This window comes from Salmonella sp. K21076, from assembly GCF_039650795.1.
GTDB lineage: Bacteria > Pseudomonadota > Gammaproteobacteria > Enterobacterales > Enterobacteriaceae > Salmonella > Salmonella enterica.
The window spans coordinates 200,243-222,112 of sequence record NZ_JBCLYA010000048.1 but is presented as its reverse complement, the minus strand read 5'-3'; the positions used below and the strand labels follow the sequence as shown (position 1 = coordinate 222,112).

The following is a 21,870-nucleotide window of genomic DNA, read 5'->3' as shown; positions in this document are numbered from 1 at the left end:
TGGCGGCGGAGTATTGCCAACGCCGGACGCAAAGCAGACGGCACTGGTAAATGAGAAACGCCGGGCTGCGCTGAATATGCTTTATATCGACCCGCAGAACAGTAGCCAGATTATTGCTGAGCAGGTAATCCCGGAAACTGAGGGCGGGTGGTGGATTCGTGAAGTTGGCCTGTTTGATGAAACCGGTGCGCTGATCGCTGTGGGTAACTGCCCTGAGAGCTACAAGCCGCAGCTGACAGAAGGGAGCGGACGTACGCAGACCGTGCGCATGGTACTGATTACCAGCAGCACCGATAACATCACCCTGAAAATTGACCCTGCAGTAGTGCTGGCAACCCGTAAATATGTAGATGATAAGGCGCTGGAGCTGAAGGTATATGTAGACGACCTGATGGCAAAGCATCTTGCTGCGCCGGACCCGCATTCACAGTATGCGCAGAAGGACAGCCCGACACTCACAGGGATTCCAAAGGTACCGACGCCAGCGGCGGGTAACAGCACTAAACAGATTGCGAACACGGAATTTGTGGCATCGTCTATTGCGGCAATGGTGGATTCTGCGCCTGCAGCACTGGATACGCTGAACGAGCTGGCAGCGGCTCTGGGGAATGACCCGAATTTTGCCACAACGATGTTAAACGCTCTTGGTGGAAAGCAGCCGCTGGACAATACGCTGACGAATTTAAGCGGAAAAGATGTCGCCGGCCTTCTCGCATACTTCGGTTTAGGAGAAACGATAAATCGTGCCGCCGATGCGCTACAAAAATCACAGAACGGTGCAGACATTCCTGACAAGCCGCGGTTTGTACAAAATATCGGTTTAAAAGAAACCCTGAACCCGACAAAACGCGTGAGTATAGGCAATATCGGAACCGGCGTTTTTGACGGCAGCACACCGTGTATAAATATCGGTGACAGTGACAGTGGATTTATCGGCAGCGCGGATGGCGTACTGGATATTTACTGTAACGGTGCCAAAGTGGGTTATATCAATGGTAACGGATTACACATGCTCACTGATATTCATTTCGATAATGCGAGCATGACCACTAATGGTGACATTTTTAGTTCAGTGTGGGGGGATAACTGGCTGAGTATCTGGATTACTAATCAGCTAAATACCCGTGGAACGATTGACTGGATCAATAGTGAACTGGCAATTCGTGACAACAACATCAACACCCGCGCCACCATTGATTATGTTAACCAGACTTTCGCCCGTAAAAATACCGGCAGCATTCAGGACTGGGGCTGGATTCTGGACGACAGCACCGGATTTATAATGCAGTGGGGAACACTTGGTAACTCAAACGGAACCTACAATTTCCCGCGCGCTTTCCCTGTTGGTTGCTTTGCCGTTTTTGTAACCAATACCAACGCTCAGGGCACCCAGGTGGATAACGCATTCGGATACCCGGTGAGCAACAGTCAGTTTTTTGCCGCCACCAAGTCATCAGGAATGGCCAATCTGGTCAATAATTTTCCTGTAGCCTGGTTTGCGATTGGGAGATAAATATCAATGAGCGAATATTATTACAGCTTTAAAGAAAAAGGTTTTTTCTGGCAACCGGATACCGAATCCGATAATTACCCTGACGATTTAATTCCCCTGACAGATGAGTATTATCGCGAGCTGATGCAGGGCCAGGTGGACGGAAAATATATCGAGCACAGGAAAGGAGGCCCGGTACTGGTTGAGCATCGCGAATATACGCCTGAAGAGCTGGTTGCACAGGCTGAAGCCAGAAAAGCGGAACTTCTTGCTGAGGCAGAGTCAGTTATTGCGCCACTGGCGCGGGCGGTAAAACTGAAAATTGCCACAGATGAAGAGATTAAACGGCTGGAAGCATGGGAACTTTATAGCGTAATGGTAAACCGGGTGGATACAGCTAACCCAGACTGGCCGGAGAAACCAGCTCAGATATAAAAATATAGATATGTAGTAGAGACTGCTGCTATATGTTATATAGCAGCAATGGCTATTTTTTTTGATGGTTGAGTGTATAATTTTAGCACTGGTAAATGACGGTTTAGCTCCGGAGTTAGTTCCTGGGGAAAATTATGGATACTATTGGTTCATATTAATCAGGAAGAGGCTCCGCATATTTTTTGGTTTTTCTGTGTTCAGGGAGTGTATTGTATATATTTATTAGCAATGTTTTCTAGTATCAGTTGGAATTGCTGTGGAGTCGGCATAGCACACTCATTAAACAGTGGTGCAACTTCTGTCATAATGATCTTCTCCGCATAGATTTTAAAGGATGCCTGCTGATGTTGATTGATAAACATACGTGGATACTTACTGTTTGCTGATGAAATCAACGGAGTTATAAAAGGATTGGCCCCTGCGCCGCTTGGCGTAAAAACGTCATTTTTGGTTGTTCCGGGCAGACCTGCATTTTTCGCTGCTTCGCCAATTTCCTGAAGAAAAGGCGCTATGTTGATCCCTTTGCTGATGAGCAAATTACAACACTGATCTTTATTCTTGCTGTAAACTGCCGATAGTATAGCTTCACGGGTCTGGCTGGCGTATGCGGGGTCTTTACTCGCACTACCTCTAATATCTATATCATTGAGCGTTTGAAGCATAAAATCTTTAACGACTTTATTTGTCAACACTGCCCGGCCCTCAGATGCGCTTCCTCGGTGAAAGTGTGTTGCAGAAGACTCAGTGTTCTTATGCGAAATAAAACGTTCCGATAATTTTGACCTTAATTCGATGAAGTGATTTTTTACTGCGAGAATACTTTTTGCTAAAGAATTTTTCTCGGTTGATTTTTCTTTTAGTAGTGTGGTTTCCTGTTTTTGGATTCTAAAATTCTGGGGAGATAAAGTTATTTTTGTCACGGTAATGATCCTTTTATATGTACATAACTCATTTATATATAGATAGCAGGAATACTTTTATTTTTTATAGCAAATGCTATGTCCATCTGATTGATGAATTAGAAAAATTCGGCTGATTCAATTAATGCTACAAATAGTACTATTTTTATTTTCCAGAAACTTTCAAAAAAAGTCCTTTTCGCTCAGGAGGAGCCTTGCCGTTCTGGCATTGAAATGGAGTGTGAGCTGATCGTTGAGCGTACCAGCGCCGGGTTGGAAGTGGTGCGTTCAAAAGGTCGTATTGGTGGCAGGCGTCCAAAGCTCACCCCGGAACAATGGGAGCAGGCCGGACGGTTGCTTGCCGCCGGTGAAACTCGTCATCGTGTTGGATTGCTTTTTGATGTTAGCATTTCCACTCTTTACAAGAAATTCCCTGTAAATCAGTCGCGTTGAAAGTGGCGATATTGTACCAGCACTGACACATCGTGAAATACGTGCGCCGCACGCCTGGCAACCAGAACATAAGGTATCCCTGTCAACCGGAGAGACTGCCTTATGGCTCAGGATTACCACCACGGGGTGCGCGTTGTTGAAATCAACGAGGGCACCCGACCTATTACCACGGTGAGCACTGCCATCGTGGGCATGGTCTGCACCGGCGATGATGCTGATGCGTCCGTGTTCCCCATCAATAAGCCTGTCCTGCTGACTGATGTGCTCACCGCCAGCGGTAAAGCGGGGGAGTCCGGCACGCTGGCCCGCTCGCTGGACGCGATTGCAGATCAGGCAAAACCCGTGACTGTCGTTGTGCGTGTGGCGCAGGGCGAAACCGAAGCGGAAACCACCTCCAATATTATCGGCGGCGTAACTTCCGACGGTAAGAAAACGGGCATGAAAGCGCTACTGTCGGCGCAGTCGCAGCTCGGTGTCAAGCCGCGCATTCTTGGGGTGCCGGGACATGACACTCAGGCCGTTGCTACTGAACTGCTGGGCGTGGCGCAAAGCTTGCGCGGGTTTGCCTACCTTGCTGCTAATGGCTGCAAAACGGTGGAGGAAGCTATTGCCTATCGCGAGAATTTCAGTCAGCGCGAGGGAATGCTGATCTGGCCTGACTTCATCAACTTTGACACCGTGCTGAAAGCAGACGCGACGGCTTACGCCTCCGCCCGTGCGCTCGGCCTGCGTGCCAAAATCGACGAGCAGATCGGCTGGCATAAAACCCTGTCCAATGTGGGTGTGAACGGTGTCACCGGCATTTCCGCTGATGTGTTCTGGGATCTGCAGGACCCGGCAACCGATGCGGGACTGCTGAACAAAAATGACGTCACCACATTGATCCGCAAAGACGGCTTCCGCTTCTGGGGGTCCCGTTGTCTCAGTGACGATCCGCTGTTTGCCTTTGAGAACTACACCCGCACGGCGCAGGTGCTGGCTGACACTATGGCGGAGGCGCACATGTGGGCGGTGGATGGCGTGCTTAATCCGTCGCTGGCCCGCGACATTATTGAAGGACTACGCGCCAAGATGCGCAGTCTGGTCAACCAGGGATACCTGATTGGTGGTGACTGCTGGCTGGATGAGTCTGTTAACGATAAAGACACCCTTAAAGCCGGGAAACTGACCATCGATTATGACTACACGCCGGTGCCTCCGCTTGAAAACCTGATGCTGCGCCAGCGCATCACCGATCGTTACCTGGTCGATTTTGCCAGCCGTGTCGCTGCATAAGGGGGAATCATGGCTTTACCACGCAAGTTAAAACACCTGAACCTGTTCAACGACGGGAACAACTGGCAGGGGATCGTTGAGTCCCTGACCCTGCCGAAATTCACCCGCAAGTTTGAGAAGTATCGCGGCGGCGGTATGCCGGGCGCGGTGGACGTAGACATGGGGCTGGATGACGGCGCACTGGACACGGAATTTTCAATCGGCGGCACCGAACTGCTGTTATTCAAGCAGATGGGCAAGGCAACCGTTGACGGCATCCAGTTGCGTTTCACCGGTTCCATTCAGCGTGACGATACCGGCGAAGTGCAGGCCGTTGAGCTGGTTGTGCGCGGGCGTCATAAAGAGGTGGATTCCGGCGAGTGGAAAACCGGCGAGAGCAGCAGCACCAAAGTCAGCAGTACCAACAGCTACGCGAAGCTGACCATTAATGGTGAGGTGCTCTATGAGGTCGATCTGGTCAACATGGTAGAAATCGTTGGCGGCGTGGACCTGATGGAAGAACACCGTAATGCCCTCGGCCTCTGATTAACCTTAACGGCGCGGGCAGCCGCGCCAGTATTTCATTAACAGGAAACGAACATGAGCGACAAGCTGACTGAAAAGACCGTAAAACTGGATACCCCCATCATGCGCGGTAAAACTGAAATTACCGAAATTGTGCTGCGCAAGCCTCAGTCCGGCGCGCTGCGTGGCACCCGTCTGCAGGCCATTATGGATATGGACGTGGGCGCGATGATGACTGTGATCCCGCGAATCTCTTCCCCGACGCTGACCGCGCAGGAAATGGCAGAGCTGGACCCCGCCGATCTGACAGCAATGGCTGTAGAGGTGGTGACTTTTTTGTTGCCGAAGTCGGTGCTTGCCGATTTGCCGACAACCTGACGGTTGATGATCTGGTGGCAGACATTGCCACCATCTTTCACTGGTCGCCGTCCATCACTGACGTTATGCCGCTGACTGATGTGCTGGAGTGGCGGCATAAGGCAATTCAGAGAAGCGGGGCCAGCGATGAGTGATAATAACCTGCGACTGCAGGTAGTTCTGGGGGCGGTGGATAAGTTAACCCGCCCATTTAAAAATGCACAGGCTGGCTCTAAGGAGCTGGCATCAGCTATTAGACAAACCCGCGATCAGATTAAAAAGCTGAGTGATGCTGGAGGTCAGCTTAAATCTTTCGATCAGCTAACTCAAAGTGTTAGCCGTACTGGTGCCGAACTGGATCAGGCGAGGCTACGCGCTCAAATGATGACGCGCGAAATGTCTTCTTTGGAATCCCCGACAAAAAAACAAACGCAGGCGCTTGAAGCTCAGTGGCGTGCTGTTTCACGTCTTGAACAAAAACAGCAACAGGAAACTCGCCAGATGGCGGCAGCCAGAGCTGAGCTTTATCGGCTGGGGTTATCTGCTGGGGGCGGAGCGCGTGAGACGGCACGGATTGCACGAGAAACTGAGCGGTATAACCGACAGTTGGCTGAGCAGGAGCGCAGGCTGCGTGAAGTTGGCGAGCGTCAGCGAAAGCTCAACGCCATCAAAGCCAAGGCTGAAAAGACCCGCGAGTTAAGGAACTCTCTGGCAGGTAATGGTGCAGGGGCGATGGCGGCTGGGGTAACTACTGGCATGACGTTGCTGGCTCCAGTAAAAGCCTATTCAGAATCAGAAAATGCAGCGAATCAACTCGCCGGTTCCATGATGGGGCCGGGCGGAAAGGTAGCGCCTGAATTTGAAAAAATTAACCGGCTTGCAGTTGCTTTGGGTGATAAGCTGCCGGGAACAACAGCCGACTTTCAGAACATGATGACTATGCTACGCCGTCAGGGTATGTCGGCGCAGGTCATCCTGGGAGGCTTGGGAGAGTCAGCAGCTTATCTTGGCGTGCAGTTACAGATGGCTCCCACTGCAGCAGCTGAGTTTGCGGCTAAGTTACAAGATGCTACTCAGACCTCCGAAAAAGACATGATGAATCTGATGGACGTGATCCAGAAAGGATTCTACGCGGGGGTAGATTCAGGAAATATGCTGCAGGGTTTCTCAAAAATCAGCAGCGCGATGAATATCATCAATAAGAAGGGGTTGGAAGCGGTCAAAACTTTCGCGCCTTTGTTGGTTATGGCTGATCAGGGGAGTATGGCTGGTGAGTCTGCCGGTAATGCATACCGAAAGATTTTTCAGGCCGCTCTGGATGCTGACAATATTAAGGCGGTTAACGATGACCTGAAAGAAAAGGGCGCGGGTATTAAATTCAACTTCTCTGACGGGAAGGGTGGGTTTGGTGGTCTGGAAAATATGTATGCCCAGCTGGAGAAACTTAAAAAATTAAATCCAGAAACCCAAATGGCAACCATGAAAGATTTGTTTGGCAATGATGCGGAAACGCTACAAGCGCTGAACATTATGCTATCTAAAGGGATTGAAGGATATAGAGAAACTGCAGCAAAGCTTGAAAATCAGGCATCGCTTAGGGAGCGTGTTGATGCATCGCTGAACACCCTGGGGAATAAATGGGAGGCTGCTACCGGGACATTCACTAATGCGATGGCGAGTATTGGTGAAACCGTAGCACCTGCATTAAAGAACCTCGCCGATTGGCTGGGGGAGTTAGCCTCTCGTTTGGACGGTTTTGTTAAACGCCATCCCTCGCTTACGTCTGCCTTATTCAAGATGGCTGCAGGATTTGCCGTTGCTGCAACGGCTGTAGGGGCTATCTCTTTGGCGCTGGCATCAATCCTTGGTCCGATGGCAATCATCAGAGTGAGCGCGGGCATGTTGGGCCTGAAGTTTGCGTCGGTGGGTGGCTTGGTTCGTGCTGCGCTGGGAGGGCTCGGGAAATCAGTTTTATGGCTGGGCCGATTGATGTTTGCAAACCCTATACTGGCTGTCATAGGGCTGATCGCCGCTGGTGCTATTTATATCTGGCAGAACTGGGACACGCTTGGGCCAAAGTTCAAGGCCATGTGGGATGCCGTATGTAATGCCACAGGTACGGCATGGGATTGGATTAAAGAAAAGGCCAGCGCCGCGTGGGAGGGGATTAAGTCACTGTTCTTTAATTATACCTTGCCGGGATTAATAGCTAAAAATTGGGATGCAATAAAATCTGGCGTTTCTGAGGCGTGGGCCAATATCAGACAATCTATCAGTGATAAATGGAATGCGATCCTGGCTGATGTTTCCGCGCTTCCTGCGAAGTTTCAGGACACGGGCAGCGCCATTATTGACAGCATTCTCGATGGAATTAATGCCAAATGGGAGACACTCAAAAGCAAGCTTTCCTCAGTCACCGATTATCTGCCTGACTGGATGACTGAAAATAATAAAACACAAGACAAAGCACAGGTGCAGGTGGTTGGTGGCGCAGCGGCTGCTGCTGTTCCGTTTGCCGGGATGTATGACAGCGGTGGGATTATTCCGCGCGGTCAGTTCGGTATTGTTGGGGAGAACGGCCCTGAAATTGTGAACGGCCCCGCAAAAGTGACCAGTAGGCGGCGCACTGCCGCGTTGGCTTCCATCGTTGCAGGTGTCATGGGCGTAGCGGCAGCGCCTGCAGAGGCTGCTCCACTACATCCTTACAGTCTGCCTACTGCGGCATATAAACAAAGCCAGCCTGCGAAATCTGCCAGCGCGCCGCCAGTGATGCACTTTGAAACTCACGCGCCGATCACTATCTATGCTCAGCCAGGGCAGAGTGCGCAGGATATTGCCCGTGAAGTTGCCCGACAGCTTGACGAACGCGAGCGCAAGACCAGGGCTAAAGCACGCAGTAATTTCAGTGATCAAGGGGGATATGAATAATGATGATGGTACTGGGGTTATATGTCTTCATGCTGCGTACAGTGCCATATCAGGAGCTGCAGTATCAGCGAAGCTGGCGACACGCCGCCAACAGTCGGGTGAACCGGCGACCATCAACGCAGTTTCTTGGCCCGGATAATGACCCGCTGACGTTATCTGGCGTACTGCTGCCGGAAGTCACCGGCGGCAGGCTGTCATTGCTGGCACTTGAGCAAATGGCAGAGCTTGGCAAAGCATGGCCCCTGATTGAGGGAAGTGGGACCATTTACGGCATGTTTGTGATCGAGAGCCTGAGTCAGACAAAAACAGAGTTTTTTGAAAGCGGAATGTCTCGCCGTATTGAGTTTACGCTGACCCTGAAAAGGGTTGATGAGTCGCTGTCTGATATGTTCGGCAGTCTCAGCGATCAGCTCAGTAACCTGCAGGACTCTGCAACGTCTGCGATAGGTAATATTAAAAATACGGTTGGAGGGTTGCTGCAGTGAATTTTAGCTCTGATCTTTTTGGCCTGAACAGCAGAAGCCCGGCTTTCAGTATCACTATTGAAGGTAAGGACGTGACCACCGCGCTGGATGCGCGCCTGATGAGTCTGACGCTGACCGATAACCGGGGTTTTGAGGCTGACCAGCTTGATCTGGAGCTGGACGACGCCGACGGGCAGATCGTTCTGCCGCGACGTGGTGCCGTTATTCAACTGGCGCTGGGGTGGAAGGGCCAGCCGCTTTTCCCAAAAGGGGCATTTACGGTAGATGAGATTGAGCACAGCGGTGCTCCTGATCGTCTGACTATCCGTGCCCGTAGCGCTGATTTCCGTGAAACCCTCAATACCCGGCGCGAAAAATCATGGCATCAGACAACGGTGGGGGAGGTGGTAAAGGAAATCGCCGCCCGGCATAACCTCAAAGTGGCGCTGGGTAAAGACCTGACGGATAAGGTGCTGGATCATATGGACCAGACCAATGAAAGCGATGCAAGTTTTCTGATGAAACTGGCGAGACAGTATGGGGCGATTGCTTCCGTTAAGGACGGGAACCTGCTGTTTATCCGGCAGGGACAGGGAAGAACGGCGAGCGGCAAGCCGCTGCCGGTTATCACTATCACGCGCAAAGCCGGTGACGGTCATCGTTTTACCTTGGCTGATCGTGGCGCGTATACGGGCGTTATTGCCAGTTGGCTGCATACACGTGAACCAAAGAAGAAAGAAACAACGCAGGTAAAGCGCCGTCACAAGAAAGTCGCCACACCCAAAGAGCCGGAAGCAAAACAGGGTGATTATCTGGTGGGAACGGATGAAAACGTGCTGGTTCTTAATCGTACCTACGCCAACCGCGGCAACGCTGAGCGTGCGGCAAAAATGCAATGGGAGCGCCTGCAACGTGGTGTTGCGTCTTTCTCCCTGCAGCTCGCAGAGGGGCGGGCAGATCTCTACACCGAAATGCCAGTAAAGGTGAGCGGTTTTAAGCAGCCTATCGACGATGCCGAATGGACCATTACAACGTTGACGCATACGGTCAGCCCGGATAATGGTTTTACTACCAGTCTGGAGCTAGAAGTAAAGATTGATGATTTAGAAATAGAATAAATAAGTTCTCAATAATAATTTCTTGTGTATCATTATTGAGAACTTAATGGCGGCGGAGAAACTCAAAATGATGAATTGTCCAAAGTGTGGACACTCAGCGCACACTAGGAGCAGCTTTCAGGTTACGGACAGCACAAAAGAGCGTTACTGCCAGTGCCAGAACATTAACTGTGGTAGCACCTTTGTCACCCATGAAACGGTAGTGCGCTTTATAGTTACGCCAGCATTGGTAAATAACGCTCCTCCACATCCAACAGTGAGTGGGCAAGGGCACATGAATTTTTAAGGTAAGTTGATGGCATTCTTACTCAAAAAGACAAGGGAGGAATGCCGCAAGAAACCAAAGAAAATCATGGGTTTCATTAAACTTCATTATTGAAGAGGTTTAATAAAGCTGGTTCTATAGGTGCGCGCCTGCTCGTCTTTCATTGTGCCAGCTTTTCTACACTCATCCCCTCCAGCATTGATTTCAAAGCCCTGATCGCTAGTGACATTAAGAAGTGTAATTCTCTTGATCGTGCCAGGTTTCCACTTGTTCATATAATAATCATTACAGATGCCTTGGAACATCGATTCAGCTGCATCTACCAGCAAAAGTCGTTTGTTATATCTGATAGTCAGCCCACCATCTTCTAGGCTGTGCGTCCTGGTATCGTAAACAGCAATCAGGTTTTGGATAGAAGATGGGATTTTGTCAGCAGATGCGCTGAAGCTGGTGATGAGCAATAAGGCTATTAGAGGTTTATTCATATCTGTAGTCCTTTAATCGATAAATGCTTGCCGCCATTTTGTCGCCACTACCAAAGAAAAAGGGGCTACGTTTTCACGTAACCCATTGTTTTATTTGGTGGAGCTGGCGGGAGTTGAACCCGCGTCCGAAATTCCTGCATACCCTGTCCTCTATCCTGAAGAGCTGCAGATATTCGGTGTAGTGATCGCATTCGTACACAAAACCCGGAGTAAAGACTGATGTTCGCCCTGGCTGACGTCAACAGCTTCTACGCGAGCTGTGAAAAAGTATTTCGTCCCGATTTACGTAATACACCTGTTGTGGTGCTCAGTAACAACGATGGATGTGTTATCGCGCGTTCAAAAGAAGCGAAGCAACTGGGCATTAAAATGGGGGTTCCGTGGTTTCAACTGAAAACAACCGAATTTCCTGTACCTGTCGTTGCGTTCTCGAGTAACTACGAACTCTACGCGTCGATGTCGAACCGTGTTATGGCGCATCTCGAAGAACTGGCACCTCGCGTTGAGCAGTATTCTATCGACGAAATGTTTCTTGATGTGCGCAATATTGACAGTTGTATCGATTTTGAAGACTTCGGCCGGCAGTTGCGCGAGCATGTACATTCAGGAACCGGACTGACCATCGGAGTTGGGATGGGACCGACCAAGACACTGGCAAAAAGCGCACAATGGGCGTCTAAGGAATGGCGGCAGTTTGAGGGCGTGCTTGCTCTGACTTCAGGCAATCCAAAGCGAACGGAGAAACTATTGTCACTGCAGCCAGTAGACGAAATCTGGGGGGTTGGTCGCCGGATCTCGAAGAAACTGCACACAATGGGGATAACAACTGCACTGCAGCTGGCGCGCGCGAACCCAACATTTATCAGGAAAAATTTCAGTGTTGTTCTCGAGAGAACTGTCCGTGAACTGAACGGGGAAAGCTGTATTTCACTGGAGGAGGCTCCGCCACCCAAGCAGCAGATTGTCTGCAGCCGATCCTTTGGGGAGCGCGTCACAACATATGAAGCCATGCGCCAGGCAGTCTGTCAGTATGCTGAGCGTGCAGCTGAAAAGCTGCGCGGCGAGCGGCAATTCTGCAGACATGTTGCTGTATTTGTGAAGACGTCACCGTTCGCTGTGAACGAACCGTATTACGGGAATGTGGCCAGTGAGAAACTGACGACTCCCACGCAGGATACCAGGGACATCATAGCCGCAGCGGTGAAAGCACTGGATCGGATCTGGGTGAAAGGGCATAGATATGCAAAAGCGGGTTGCATGCTCAATGATTTCACACCAACCGGGATTTCTCAGTTAAATCTTTTTGATGAAGTGCAGCCGCACGAACGAAGTGAGCAGTTGATGAAAGTTCTCGACAGTATCAACCATTCAGGTATGGGAAAAGTGTGGTTTGCCGGAAGAGGGATAGCCCCTGAGTGGCAGATGAAAAGAGAGCTACTCTCTCCAGCTTATACCACTCGCTGGGCTGAATTACCTGTTGCACGATTGCGCTGAATCAGCTCATTGAGACTCAGTGAAAAAGGCTGAATTTCATGGTTGAAAATCAATACATTGCCATCTGAAGAACTGCTATCGTAGTGCCAATAACCATTCTTTTAATGTGCATGTTAACAAAAGAGGTTTAAATGAGAATAAACGTACTATTACTAACCAGTCTGTTAGTAGCTGGACCGGCACTGGCAGGAGAAGCTCACGTTTGTAAATCACAGACGGTAGCGAACTCTGCAGCGAATGCCGAGTTGACGGATAACACGGTATTTAAATGCGGCGAAAGCATTTCCGGAACTATCCCGTCACTTGCCCGGGAGGGATGGAAAATTGTGCAACAGACAGATCAGGCAGATGTCACCGATCCATCAAAAACATACGCACAATTGATCATCCAGAAGGATTAATGCTGTCGTTGATAATTCATCACACTTTCGTGCACGCTCCCTGACGGGAATACCCCCGTCAGGGTAAGATTTTACGCGGGTCCGGAGACCCGCTCAGTTTTAACACTCGATCTTAAATTCTTCGTTGCTGGCCGTGATATACAGCGGTTTCCTCTCGTTCAGAATGCGGTTAATCATGCTTTTCGTCAGATTTATCGTCTCACCAAAATCATCACCCCCTACTTCTGCCCGGGCGGTATCCCACCAGGCCTCATCCTTTTCTGGATGGCATCCCTTCGCATAAGCCACTTTTCGGCCACGCGGAGTGAGCTCACCGGTTTCAGACATAATATAAACGCCATGATCCTTGACCAGTACCACGCCACAGTGGTTTTTACGTGCCTCAAGCAGTACCGGTTTTAAGTCTTTTGCACTGAATTTCAGCATGATGTTTCTCCTGTAAAAAAAGGGGAGAAACATCCCCACCGGGAGAGTTTCTCCCCGGTGGGTTTACCGTTGATTTATGCAGCCAGTCGTGGCTGCTGTGGTACCGGTTGATCAATCACCGGCTGCTCAAACTGCTCACGTACCCAGCTGATGGCCTGGCTCATCGCCTCACCATAATCGCTGCTGGTCATCCTGTTGATGTTATCCACCTCACTGTCCCAGGTGAACGACTCCAGCAAAATGCCGTTTTTATAGTAAACATTCACCACAAAGCAGACTGGAGTAAAAAGCCCGTCCGCGACTTTGTCGACCCAGGACACGATGTATTCCGGATTGAACTCCAGAATGTCTATCTCATCGATATCCTGCGGCCCCACAAATAAACGCAGTGAACCGTACTCCCCGCGGAATTCGCGCAGCTGCCTGGGCTCTGTCGTGCAGTTCGCCACAAAGCATTTCAGTTTCTGATAGCAATGCTGAGTAATGTCCTGCAACTGCTGCGCCAGCCAGCTCTCAAAACGGTGCCAGTATCGTACCGTTTTGCTGAATATCACCTGTGGAATACGCCGGTGTGCCGGTAAATCCTGCTGGCCGGTCACCCGCAGGTACGTTTCTTCGTCCGCCTCCGTCAGCGCCGCAGGGTTTCCCTTCAGCAGCAGGTCGCACTGACCACTGCTGTGAGGGTGAACCCGGGGAAGCCAGTCAGGTTGTTCTGCCTCCTTCAACAGCATATCCAGTCCGGCTATCCACAGCGTCAGTACCTGCCGGCAGCGCGCCAGCGTGGTTTCATCACTGTCCAGACCGGACAGCATGACATCCATCACCGCCATCAGTTTTTCCCGGTCAAACTGTATCCGGGTATTCACGTAGTCGGAACGGCTGCCGCGAAGCTGCCAGGTAATATCCTCTTCGGTTACGTCCAGACACAGCCGCTCTGAGAAATGCTGGCTGATATATTCGTCAATAATGCTCACGGGAAAATCCTCTCTGGTTTATTAAAGGGATTTTCCCCCTCAGGGGAAAATCCCCTGAGGGTATAGTGGTTAATCAGGCGGCCAGTTTCAGTGCCGGCCGGGTTAAAGGTATCTCAACCAGCGACGTCCGTTCCTGGCGTAGCCAGTCCAGGGCCTCGCTGACAACATTCTGCCAGTCGCTGACATGGGGATGTTCCACATCAATCACGTCGGCGTCTCGCCTGAAGACGTTCAGCTCCGAATCGTTGCGGTATATTACCCGCACTTCAAAGCGAACCGGCGTCAGATTACCGGCCATAATTTCCTCCAGATAATCTTCCAGCGATGCGTCGTCATACGCGTAGAGATACTGACATTCATCAATATCCCGTCCGGACATATGCAGCTCAATACGTCCGAAAGCCAGGTTAAAGCACCGTATTTTCCTGGGCTCCACGTGCAGCCGGCGATAAAGACGCCCGAGTTGCACCAGACAACGATCTTCCACCTGATAAAGTTCACGGGCTATCCACGCCATAAAACGCGTCCAGTAAGGCATCGTCGCTGCAAGCTGTTCCCGGGGGAACTGCTCTCCGGACATCAGGTGACACTGGGCGGTCAGGCGTAAGAATGCATCATCCGGCAGCGCCAGCAGTGCCTGTGGGTCCCCCGGCAGCAGACGATCAACTCGTCCACTGCACTCCGTAATCGTCCGGGGCAGTATCGACATATCCTCAGACACTGTTGCCAGCGCGTCGAGACCACGAATCCATAGTGTCAGAATACGCTCTGCCTGACGGCATCTTTCCCGGAGCTCCGGATTAAGCGCCACGTCATCCAGCATAAACTGCATCACGGACAATAACCGGTCACGGTTCAGTACCATATCGGTATTGACGTAATCCGACTCCCGATCGTCCACCTGGTAAAAAACCTCCTCAGCGTTCACACTGAGGCCCAGTGCTTTACTGAGCTGCCGTTGAATATAGAAACTGGCCAGCATAAGTGACTCCTGTTCAGAACAGGAATTCTCCCCACAGGGAGAACCCTGTCGGGATGAAGATAAATACGCAACTAGGCCGCTTTACGCGTCCGATCTGCCTGCCACCGGTGATGCCAACGACCCAGTACAAACATTGGTGTTGCCATCTCCCGTTTAATCTCCACGGTCAGGCTGTTGCCGGTAGCCACAATGGCCGGAATACCCATCAGGGATAGCTGGATGTAACACATCATCGAGGCCACCGGGTCAATATCGACACAGTACGCTACCATCTGTTTCTGCGGATTAAATCCCGCCTCCAGCATGGCTTCTGCCAGCGCAACGACCATACTTCCGGCACCACTGGCAGGATCGCTGACAGTAATAAAGTCTCGTTCCCCGCTGGAAAGTTCAGGTATACGGTCACTGAGTGTCATTCGCGCCATCGCGTACGAAACGCTGTAAGGCGTGAAATACTGTGCGTTATGAAAATTTCCCAGTCCGGATATCATATAAATTCGCCCCAGGAAATCTGTTGGACTGAATTCCAGCCCCATAACAACTTCTGACAGTAAACGGGCCATGTTGTTTGCATCTTCAGCTGAATAGTGGGATACCCGCCTCATGTAGTCCGCTTCAAAATCAGGATCCCGATGTACAGCGTTGTACAGTGAACAGGCCGCCATATGGACGAAATCACTGAATACCTGCCAGCGGCTTTCATGAGGTGCAATACCGTTAAAGATACTGACAAAACGATGTATATGCGGGTTCTCCTTTCCCCTGCGGGCAGCCCAGGGCAGCGCCACAACATTGTCATTACCATCCGGGTCATCAGGCCCGTCATCATTCGCCGCACTCTTACCTTCCGACACCGCCGGTGCCAGGAGCAAAGGTAAACTTTCGACCTGCACCGCTTCCGCTTTCCTGTCCGGTATACCGGATGGCACAGGCACGCGGTAACAGGTCAGCAGTTCGGGACGAATTTCAGACAAAGTCAGTATTTCACTGTCTGGTCCTGCTTCGTTGATAAACAGCGACCGCTGAGGCTGGTCGTAGCGTTCCCACTGGTAAATGCGGGCCAGTGCATTAATCGCCATCAGTGGAGTGATCCCACATTCAATATGCCGCTCAACCACACTGCGACATCCCAGCGTGGTGTCATCGAGAGAAAAACCGTAATGCGTTTCAAGAATCAATGAGGCCATCTTCTGCCACATCTCCACTGTCGTCATCGAGGGTCTTCGCTCTTTCAGCCACATCATCGCCTTTCGCGCTGCTTCCGCAGCCCGAAAGAGACGCCACGGGTCCCCCTGTAAATATGTCACCCAGGGTGCCACATCCAGCCTGGATAGCATCGCTCCCGGTAATCCCAGAGCAGCCGAGAGAAATGCGGCGCCCAGTTCTGCAACCAGGGCCTCATGAACCTCATCGGTACGTGTATCCACTGTTAATCCGAAGCGATGTAAGCGCTGCGGATGTCCGGTAGCCTGAACCAGCAGATTCAGTATGTCCTGCCAGTATGTCTCCTCTCCGACATACGATGCCACGGGTGGAAGCTCAATCCGGTCATGCAATGCCCGGTATACCGGCAAAACGTTGTCCCTGTGGATCACGGGAACCCCACTGTTCTGAAGCAGGTCGCGGATCACATTCAGTGACGGCTGAGGTCGTGGAGGCAGTGGCCACCCCGGTTGCAGCGTATCCGGCAGACCATCACACTGTTCAGGGTTAATTACCTTGAAAAGCGATAACGAAGGCCGGTAGCGGACCAGGGTGACTGGCTTTTCACCGGATCTGACCTGACCGCCCAGTTGGCGGAGGTCATCTCCGGTCAGCCACCTTCCTGAACGAAGCGAACGCTGCTGCATGGCCTGCCACAATAACAGTACGTTAATACCGGTAAACGGCACGCCCGTAAGCGCGTGTTCCGGTAACCCGGGAATTGTGCCCCGCCACGGTACCTGGCCTGCAGCCAGGCTACTGATAAGTCGGCCGGAGATAAACCGGCTGATATCATCCGGATGTAACGATGTGTTCATATGCTCTCCTGAAAAAAAGGGAGAGCGCCCCCACAGGGAGTCACTCTCCCTACGGGATAAGGTTCAGTAACGCAGGATGCGTACGTGATTACGGTACCAGCCGACCAACAAATCCGAGGATACGGCCAGGCAACGTCGCCAGCTCCTGTCCGATCAGCAAAAACTGCTCAGGATGAAAGTGACCGTATAACAACACTGATGTCACCACGCCCGTTAAGGTCATCCCCAACAGCAGACGGTTACGCCGCCGCCGGAACTGCGCCTCTTTTTGCTGTACCTGCAGATGCAGGTACAGCCCCAGCGTCTGCAGCTCGGCAAAGCGGGCAAATTCTTCCCGCCTTAAGGCCTCGCATGCCTCGTCATAGCGCAGCAGCTCCGTCGGATGGTTCTTCTTCAGAAAGCTGCGATAACCGCCATCCCTCATCGTGTGATAATGTCGGTCAAATTCCGCCTGTAACCACTGGTTGAAACGGTTACGGGTTCTTCGAAAAACTTCCGGTTCTGCTACTGTGGATGCAGGGGTTTCGTTAGTGGTCATTACGCTCATACAGACTCCTTTTGAGTAAAAAGATCTGACGGCGTCCCCCTCACGGGTTTCCCCGTCAGGGTAGGTGGTAAAACTGATTAACGATCGAAAGTGAGTGTCACCTGACCGTCTGAATATTCACGTTTAATACATACGTTCTGCCACAATGGGGCATGGAGGTCACCATCAGGCGGGAGACAGAAATAGCCAAACTCCACTATTCCCTGCCCCGAAGGTGCCTGACTGAGTGCCTGAAAACCGTGGTATATCAACCGCTGCAGCCGTTCGTTTTCACAGTCCGGAGCCTGGGGGTATTTTACCAGTTGTTCCCAGACCGGCTCCTCGATAGCGACGGCCGGCGGCGTGCTGCTCAGCAGCGCCATTATATCCATCATGCGGCCTCATCATTAACCGGGGCTGTTGTCACTACGTCAGTAACCAGCACTGACACTGGAGCATTTCGCCGGTTCTGCCGCCGGTGCCGGCTGCCAAGAAACCGCAGCAACATCTGCTCAGCCACCATCACGGATTCCCTGTCGTCTACAAATTGTCTCTCGCTGTAATACGGCTCCGCAGCCTCTTCACCGAAGTAAAGCAGCTCCACGCCGGGTTTCAGCGCATCCCTGAGCCGGAGAACAACGGCCCGACCGCAGAACTGACCATCATCGGCCAGCTGCCAGCGACCGGTATACACCGTTCGGGGGCGCCAGTCGGAGGCCTGCAGTCTGGCCTGTCTTCGACGATATAACACCGAAATACCGTGATACACCGTCAGCCCGGTCCAGCGCATGACGCGCCAGAGATGGTGCAACAAAAATACAAACAAGCGGGTGGTTAACATCATTGTGAATCTCCTTCTTCTCAGAACAGACGCAGCACCAGTAACAACATTGCCAGCATGAGGGTTCCCGCCAGCTTCAGCAGGAGCATCAGGCCAATAAGCTTTATCAGTGCTGCGCGGTCGCGGGAATAACACTCCTCATGCACCAGATGGCGCACGCGGTTTTCCTGCTCCGGAGTCAGTGTGTTGCCGGTTTTTTCACAAACCGACGGAAGGTGAATGTGAGACATAGGATCCCTGTAGAAATAAAGGAACCTGCCCCTGACGGGGCTGGGCCCCGGGGTGTGAAACAAAACAATACGACCCCGTCAACAACGACGGAAAATATGAATAATAGAATTATCAACCCATATCAGGCCTCCTGCGTAAAATGCGGGAGCCCTTGCGGGCATCCCCGCAAGGGTAAAAAAGTTGATACTATGGCATTCCCCGTCTTTCAACCGCCAGCTGTTCCCTTATCGGGTTGCCACTGACAGACGAAAAACAGGAATGGTTAGCCGGTAATGTTCCGGGGAGCACCACAAAACAACGGCAGCGCTCAGCCAGCCGCCCCAGACAGGCCTGTAGTACAGACCTCAAAAAGTTAAAAACAATCTCATGCTAAGCAGGATCATACAGCCAGCCATCCGCTTCTGCAGCGCATATAGCCCGGTCTGCCCGGGCTTCATTGCGCCCCAGAAGAACAGCCTGTGTCCAAACGGGTTCACACAACATTCTCCCCATATGTTCAATCGAGCCAGTCAGTTCATGTCCGGCTGTTGTCAGAACGTCAATATCTTCTGATTCAAGCCTTTCCATAAATTCTCCGAAAGCCATACCACAGTTAAATACCGCACATTCAAACTCCGGTTCCTCCTGCCTGTCATCATAAAGCGGATATAAACCGGCGTTCAGAGAAGCCTGGATACTCAGCAAATCGCCCTCAATCAGCGAAAGCCAGATCAAAACGTCAGTGCGGTTTTTCAGTTGATAAACGTTCATAAATCCTCCTGTCAGAACAGCAACAGAGGGATTTACCCCCTACGGGGAAAAATCCCCTGTTGGGTGGTAACGTTAATGCAGTGGAAATTCGTTTTCTAATCGGTCAGTTCCCAGGCATAGCGAAGATGTGCAAGTTCAAGTGCCTGGGAGTACGCGGTATTCATGGCACAGTGAAATGAATCAAACTTGCCACAATCCACCACCTGTTCATAGCGTGGATTCATCCAGCCGGAACGTTTGTTGACGACTGCGTGAAAATGGTCGTTATCATCCAGCCAGACCTCTGCCTGAAAACGCAGATAACCGGTGTGATTGGCGATCCATTCACTTTTGCCGTGACGTATACGTGGAAGTGCCTTACGCAGAATACTGACCAGAGAAGTCAGAAAGATGTTCATAGTTTTCTCCAGAAGTAAAACGGAGAAAACCATCACCGTATCGGGGAGGCTTTCCCCGATGGGCAGGATGTAAGATTTGTGGTTTAAACGTCTCAAAGCGAGCGATACGAACGAGCGCTCCTTCAAAGAAGACACTGGACCAAAATGATCAACAGTCTGTACCCGGAATACCGGTATAAAACCTGCCACAGTGGGAAGATTTCCCACCGGAAATGCTGAAAGACGAGTATCGAAGTGTGAATGTTGAGGATATCTTCATCGCAAAAAATGCGACAGCCATTTCCAAAGATTAAAGGGCTGTACCACCCGAAGGCGTCACCTCTCAGGCTACGGTGACATTGGTGTGCAATCACCCGAAGGCGTTCCTCTCAGATTGCCGGAACATTGGTTATGTGATCACCCAAAGGCGTTCCTCTCAGATCACTGGAACATTGGTGGTTGCCTAAGGCAACGTTTTAAGCGCTATCATATTAACCAGAGCGAGAATGAAAATTCAAGACCGTAACTGAAGTTTTTTAACGTGCTAAAGACAGGTACATGAGAAGTCTGCACGAGATAAAGCTGGAAATTTCAGGTACTAAAAAACACTCCACTGAAAGTCAATCTTTCATACTGACGCAAATAATCACTTTCTGTGTATCTGCTTTTATGAATTAATGTAAACCCTCATTAGAATCAGCAAATCCCTAAAAAACATTCCCTGCCTCATCGACTGAACATGAGTTACTCATCTTCAGTACCATCTCTGAAATAAACCTGTTTTACATATCTCCCTCTTCCGTCTCCATGACCTAAATCCATTGACACCTGAGCATATATTTCCTTACCAGAAAAACCATTCTTCTCATAATATTCCCGAGCTTCCTGTGAAAAATGATAACGCATACTGTGAGGTGCTTTTTCACCTGTCAGACCCGCACGTCTGACATGATAACGGTAGGTATCAATCGCCTTACGAATATCAGGACGATCAATCAATTTACCGTTATTTTCCTTCATTACTTTTTCAGCATAATTTATTGCATGCCTTAAAGCGTCCTTATCAACAATCAGCGTATTTCGTCCTCTTCCTCCTTTCGTACCAAAAATTACACGAACTGAATGTTCCCCTGACTCAAGAGCACGTTTCCATGTCATCACGGATTTACAGGACTCCACTGCCTCTTTAGTTCTTAAACCCAGCGTATAAGAAAGTAACATTGTTGCTGCAACCCCCCGGTTGCTTTTCTCAACCTCCTTAAATGCCTTTTGAAATTCTTCCGGGCTTAACGGTAATTTTGTTCCCGACCTGCTACTTTTTTCTAATCCAAGAGCCTTATTACTCAGGAGCGGATTATTCGGGTCTGCCAGCTTATAACGTCCCGCCTTATTCAAAACGCCACGAATAGCAGCCCGCTCATTCTGAATTGTCCGCACGGAAATCCCCTGTGATTTTCTGAACTGGAGATATCCGGTGACATGACGTGTTTTAATACTGTCGGTATGACGTAGCTTAATACCGTTATCACGAAGGTAGTTCAGAAAGTATTTCGCGATACGCATGCTGTCTGCAGCCGTCGCGTATGCCCTGCCGGCATCCCGGGCTAAGGTCACAAAATCGCGACGGAATTTCTCCACTTTTGAACGAGCTGTTTTCCCTGCCATATTGCCCCCTGTATGACACTGGTGAAAAAAGACACACTAATCCCTCAGCGCATCCCATCAGTCAGAACACTTGTCGATAGTTCTCACTCATGAAATGAACTGTCATAACCAGCTGGAAATATTAGTTTTTCGTCATCACAGACGTTCCCTGCGTGTCGGTGCGTTCGTCTTCCTGACTCGTCTGATATTGTGTAGCAGGGTAGCGCTATGTTGAGTTTTTGCAGGAGTTCAACCAGTACGCAGTACGGCGAATTTAACTCCCCGTCAGTAATTACTGACGCCTCAATATCATGACGATAAAACCTCCATTAATCATTACGTTAAGCTTCACAGATGAAACCTTAACAACGGGTTAAACACGGGCCCTGAGCGGCCGTCCGTGGAAAACGGACGCGACGGGCGTTGTAGAAAACGTTTTTTCAGCGCATTCCTCAAACTGGTTTCACGAACGAATGCACTTTTTAAACTGTTCGGAAGATCAGGAAATACGTGCTGAAGATGTTTTAC

25 protein-coding genes and 2 pseudogenes are annotated in these 21,870 nt (G+C 50.7%); 14 read left to right on the top strand and 13 right to left on the bottom strand.

What is annotated here, in order from left to right; all coding sequences use genetic code 11:
• Together AAYN39_RS17745 and AAYN39_RS17740 are read left to right on the top strand one after the other, a co-directional pair.
• Window positions 1–1,513 (top strand): phage tail protein (locus AAYN39_RS17745; protein WP_050189524.1); only part of this gene is annotated, 1,513 nt, incomplete at its 5' end.
• 6 nt (window positions 1,514–1,519) lie between these two features.
• Window positions 1,520–1,927, top strand: a complete 408-nt coding sequence (locus tag AAYN39_RS17740; protein WP_000006337.1) for a tail fiber assembly protein — start codon at window positions 1,520–1,522, stop codon at window positions 1,925–1,927.
• A gap of 197 nt (window positions 1,928–2,124) precedes the next feature.
• On the opposite strand, the gene sopE is transcribed toward AAYN39_RS17740, so the two are convergent.
• Window positions 2,125–2,847, bottom strand: a complete 723-nt coding sequence (sopE, locus tag AAYN39_RS17735) for an SPI-1 type III secretion system guanine nucleotide exchange factor SopE (protein ID WP_000161708.1) — start codon at window positions 2,845–2,847, stop codon at window positions 2,125–2,127.
• 210 nt (window positions 2,848–3,057) lie between these two features.
• On the opposite strand from sopE, the pseudogene AAYN39_RS17730 reads away from it, so the two are divergent.
• The 9 genes and pseudogenes from AAYN39_RS17730 to AAYN39_RS17690 form a co-directional block, all read left to right on the top strand.
• Window positions 3,058–3,279 (top strand): annotated as a pseudogene (locus tag AAYN39_RS17730) (helix-turn-helix domain-containing protein); the annotation flags it as partial.
• 102 nt (window positions 3,280–3,381) lie between these two features.
• On the top strand, window positions 3,382–4,554 hold the full coding sequence (locus tag AAYN39_RS17725) for a phage tail sheath protein (protein ID WP_000046101.1): 1,173 nt from the start codon (window positions 3,382–3,384) through the stop codon (window positions 4,552–4,554).
• 9 nt (window positions 4,555–4,563) lie between these two features.
• The gene (locus tag AAYN39_RS17720; RefSeq protein WP_001207653.1) at window positions 4,564–5,079 is read left to right on the top strand and encodes a phage major tail tube protein; all 516 of its coding nucleotides are present in this window, start codon (window positions 4,564–4,566) and stop codon (window positions 5,077–5,079) included.
• 54 nt (window positions 5,080–5,133) lie between these two features.
• Entirely contained in the window at window positions 5,134–5,436 is a 303-nt protein-coding gene (locus AAYN39_RS17715; protein WP_001280965.1) for a phage tail assembly protein, read from the top strand.
• A gap of 14 nt (window positions 5,437–5,450) precedes the next feature.
• Complete coding sequence (locus AAYN39_RS17710; RefSeq protein ID WP_000763315.1) at window positions 5,451–5,570, top strand: GpE family phage tail protein; 120 nt, start codon at window positions 5,451–5,453, stop codon at window positions 5,568–5,570.
• Window positions 5,563–8,343, top strand: a complete 2,781-nt coding sequence (locus AAYN39_RS17705) for a phage tail tape measure protein (protein WP_001282813.1) — start codon at window positions 5,563–5,565, stop codon at window positions 8,341–8,343. Before AAYN39_RS17710 ends, AAYN39_RS17705 begins: the two co-directional genes overlap by 8 nt.
• Window positions 8,343–8,828: a phage tail protein gene (locus AAYN39_RS17700; RefSeq protein WP_000980405.1), complete on the top strand. Its 486-nt coding sequence runs from the start codon at window positions 8,343–8,345 to the stop codon at window positions 8,826–8,828. The genes AAYN39_RS17705 and AAYN39_RS17700 overlap by 1 nt, the downstream gene beginning before the upstream one ends.
• Window positions 8,825–9,925 (top strand): phage late control D family protein, encoded by a 1,101-nt coding sequence (locus tag AAYN39_RS17695; RefSeq protein WP_001011750.1) that lies wholly within the window; start codon window positions 8,825–8,827, stop codon window positions 9,923–9,925. Before AAYN39_RS17700 ends, AAYN39_RS17695 begins: the two co-directional genes overlap by 4 nt.
• A 67-nt stretch (window positions 9,926–9,992) precedes the next feature.
• Window positions 9,993–10,211, top strand: a complete 219-nt coding sequence (locus AAYN39_RS17690) for an ogr/Delta-like zinc finger family protein (protein ID WP_001775272.1) — start codon at window positions 9,993–9,995, stop codon at window positions 10,209–10,211.
• A gap of 86 nt (window positions 10,212–10,297) precedes the next feature.
• Here AAYN39_RS17690 and AAYN39_RS17685 read toward each other — a convergent pair whose 3' ends face one another.
• On the bottom strand, window positions 10,298–10,675 hold the full coding sequence (locus tag AAYN39_RS17685; RefSeq protein ID WP_001039750.1) for a hypothetical protein: 378 nt from the start codon (window positions 10,673–10,675) through the stop codon (window positions 10,298–10,300).
• 133 nt (window positions 10,676–10,808) lie between these two features.
• Here AAYN39_RS17685 and AAYN39_RS17680 point away from each other — a divergent pair.
• The 3 genes and pseudogenes from AAYN39_RS17680 to AAYN39_RS17670 all read left to right on the top strand — a co-directional run.
• A pseudogene (locus tag AAYN39_RS17680) lies at window positions 10,809–10,895 on the top strand (peptidase); the annotation flags it as partial.
• Window positions 10,895–12,169: a Y-family DNA polymerase gene (locus tag AAYN39_RS17675; protein WP_000457555.1), complete on the top strand. Its 1,275-nt coding sequence runs from the start codon at window positions 10,895–10,897 to the stop codon at window positions 12,167–12,169. The pseudogene AAYN39_RS17680 and the gene AAYN39_RS17675, both read left to right, overlap by 1 nt.
• Window positions 12,170–12,300: 131 nt before the next feature.
• Window positions 12,301–12,570: a hypothetical protein gene (locus tag AAYN39_RS17670; RefSeq protein WP_001222413.1), complete on the top strand. Its 270-nt coding sequence runs from the start codon at window positions 12,301–12,303 to the stop codon at window positions 12,568–12,570.
• A 99-nt stretch (window positions 12,571–12,669) separates the two neighbouring features.
• On the opposite strand, the gene AAYN39_RS17665 is transcribed toward AAYN39_RS17670, so the two are convergent.
• From AAYN39_RS17665 to AAYN39_RS17615, 11 genes are all read right to left on the bottom strand, one after another.
• Window positions 12,670–12,996: a DUF3085 domain-containing protein gene (locus AAYN39_RS17665; RefSeq protein ID WP_000911568.1), complete on the bottom strand. Its 327-nt coding sequence runs from the start codon at window positions 12,994–12,996 to the stop codon at window positions 12,670–12,672.
• A gap of 74 nt (window positions 12,997–13,070) precedes the next feature.
• A complete protein-coding gene (locus AAYN39_RS17660; protein ID WP_000022216.1) occupies window positions 13,071–13,970 on the bottom strand; it encodes a hypothetical protein in 900 nt (299 codons plus the stop codon).
• 73 nt (window positions 13,971–14,043) lie between these two features.
• A complete protein-coding gene (locus tag AAYN39_RS17655; RefSeq protein ID WP_000881183.1) occupies window positions 14,044–14,952 on the bottom strand; it encodes a hypothetical protein in 909 nt (302 codons plus the stop codon).
• 71 nt (window positions 14,953–15,023) lie between these two features.
• Window positions 15,024–16,973, bottom strand: coding sequence for a zincin-like metallopeptidase domain-containing protein (locus tag AAYN39_RS17650; RefSeq protein WP_001097965.1), 1,950 nt, complete (start codon window positions 16,971–16,973; stop codon window positions 15,024–15,026).
• Window positions 16,974–17,061: 88 nt separating this feature from the next.
• Complete coding sequence (locus AAYN39_RS17645) at window positions 17,062–17,520, bottom strand: hypothetical protein (protein ID WP_000115421.1); 459 nt, start codon at window positions 17,518–17,520, stop codon at window positions 17,062–17,064.
• 77 nt (window positions 17,521–17,597) lie between these two features.
• A complete protein-coding gene (locus tag AAYN39_RS17640) occupies window positions 17,598–17,894 on the bottom strand; it encodes a hypothetical protein (RefSeq protein WP_000968700.1) in 297 nt (98 codons plus the stop codon).
• Window positions 17,891–18,343 carry a hypothetical protein gene (locus AAYN39_RS17635; protein WP_000979718.1) on the bottom strand — a complete coding sequence of 151 codons (453 nt, stop codon included), beginning with the start codon at window positions 18,341–18,343 and terminating at the stop codon, window positions 17,891–17,893. The genes AAYN39_RS17640 and AAYN39_RS17635 overlap by 4 nt, the downstream gene beginning before the upstream one ends.
• A gap of 17 nt (window positions 18,344–18,360) precedes the next feature.
• Window positions 18,361–18,570 carry a hypothetical protein gene (locus tag AAYN39_RS17630; protein WP_000018145.1) on the bottom strand — a complete coding sequence of 70 codons (210 nt, stop codon included), beginning with the start codon at window positions 18,568–18,570 and terminating at the stop codon, window positions 18,361–18,363.
• A 370-nt stretch (window positions 18,571–18,940) separates the two neighbouring features.
• Entirely contained in the window at window positions 18,941–19,321 is a 381-nt protein-coding gene (locus AAYN39_RS17625; RefSeq protein WP_001103837.1) for a hypothetical protein, read from the bottom strand.
• Window positions 19,322–19,416: 95 nt separating this feature from the next.
• On the bottom strand, window positions 19,417–19,719 hold the full coding sequence (locus AAYN39_RS17620) for a hypothetical protein (protein WP_001020123.1): 303 nt from the start codon (window positions 19,717–19,719) through the stop codon (window positions 19,417–19,419).
• Window positions 19,720–20,442: 723 nt separating this feature from the next.
• Window positions 20,443–21,363 (bottom strand): integrase domain-containing protein, encoded by a 921-nt coding sequence (locus AAYN39_RS17615; protein WP_000907593.1) that lies wholly within the window; start codon window positions 21,361–21,363, stop codon window positions 20,443–20,445.
• Between the last annotated feature and the right edge of the window lie 507 nt (window positions 21,364–21,870).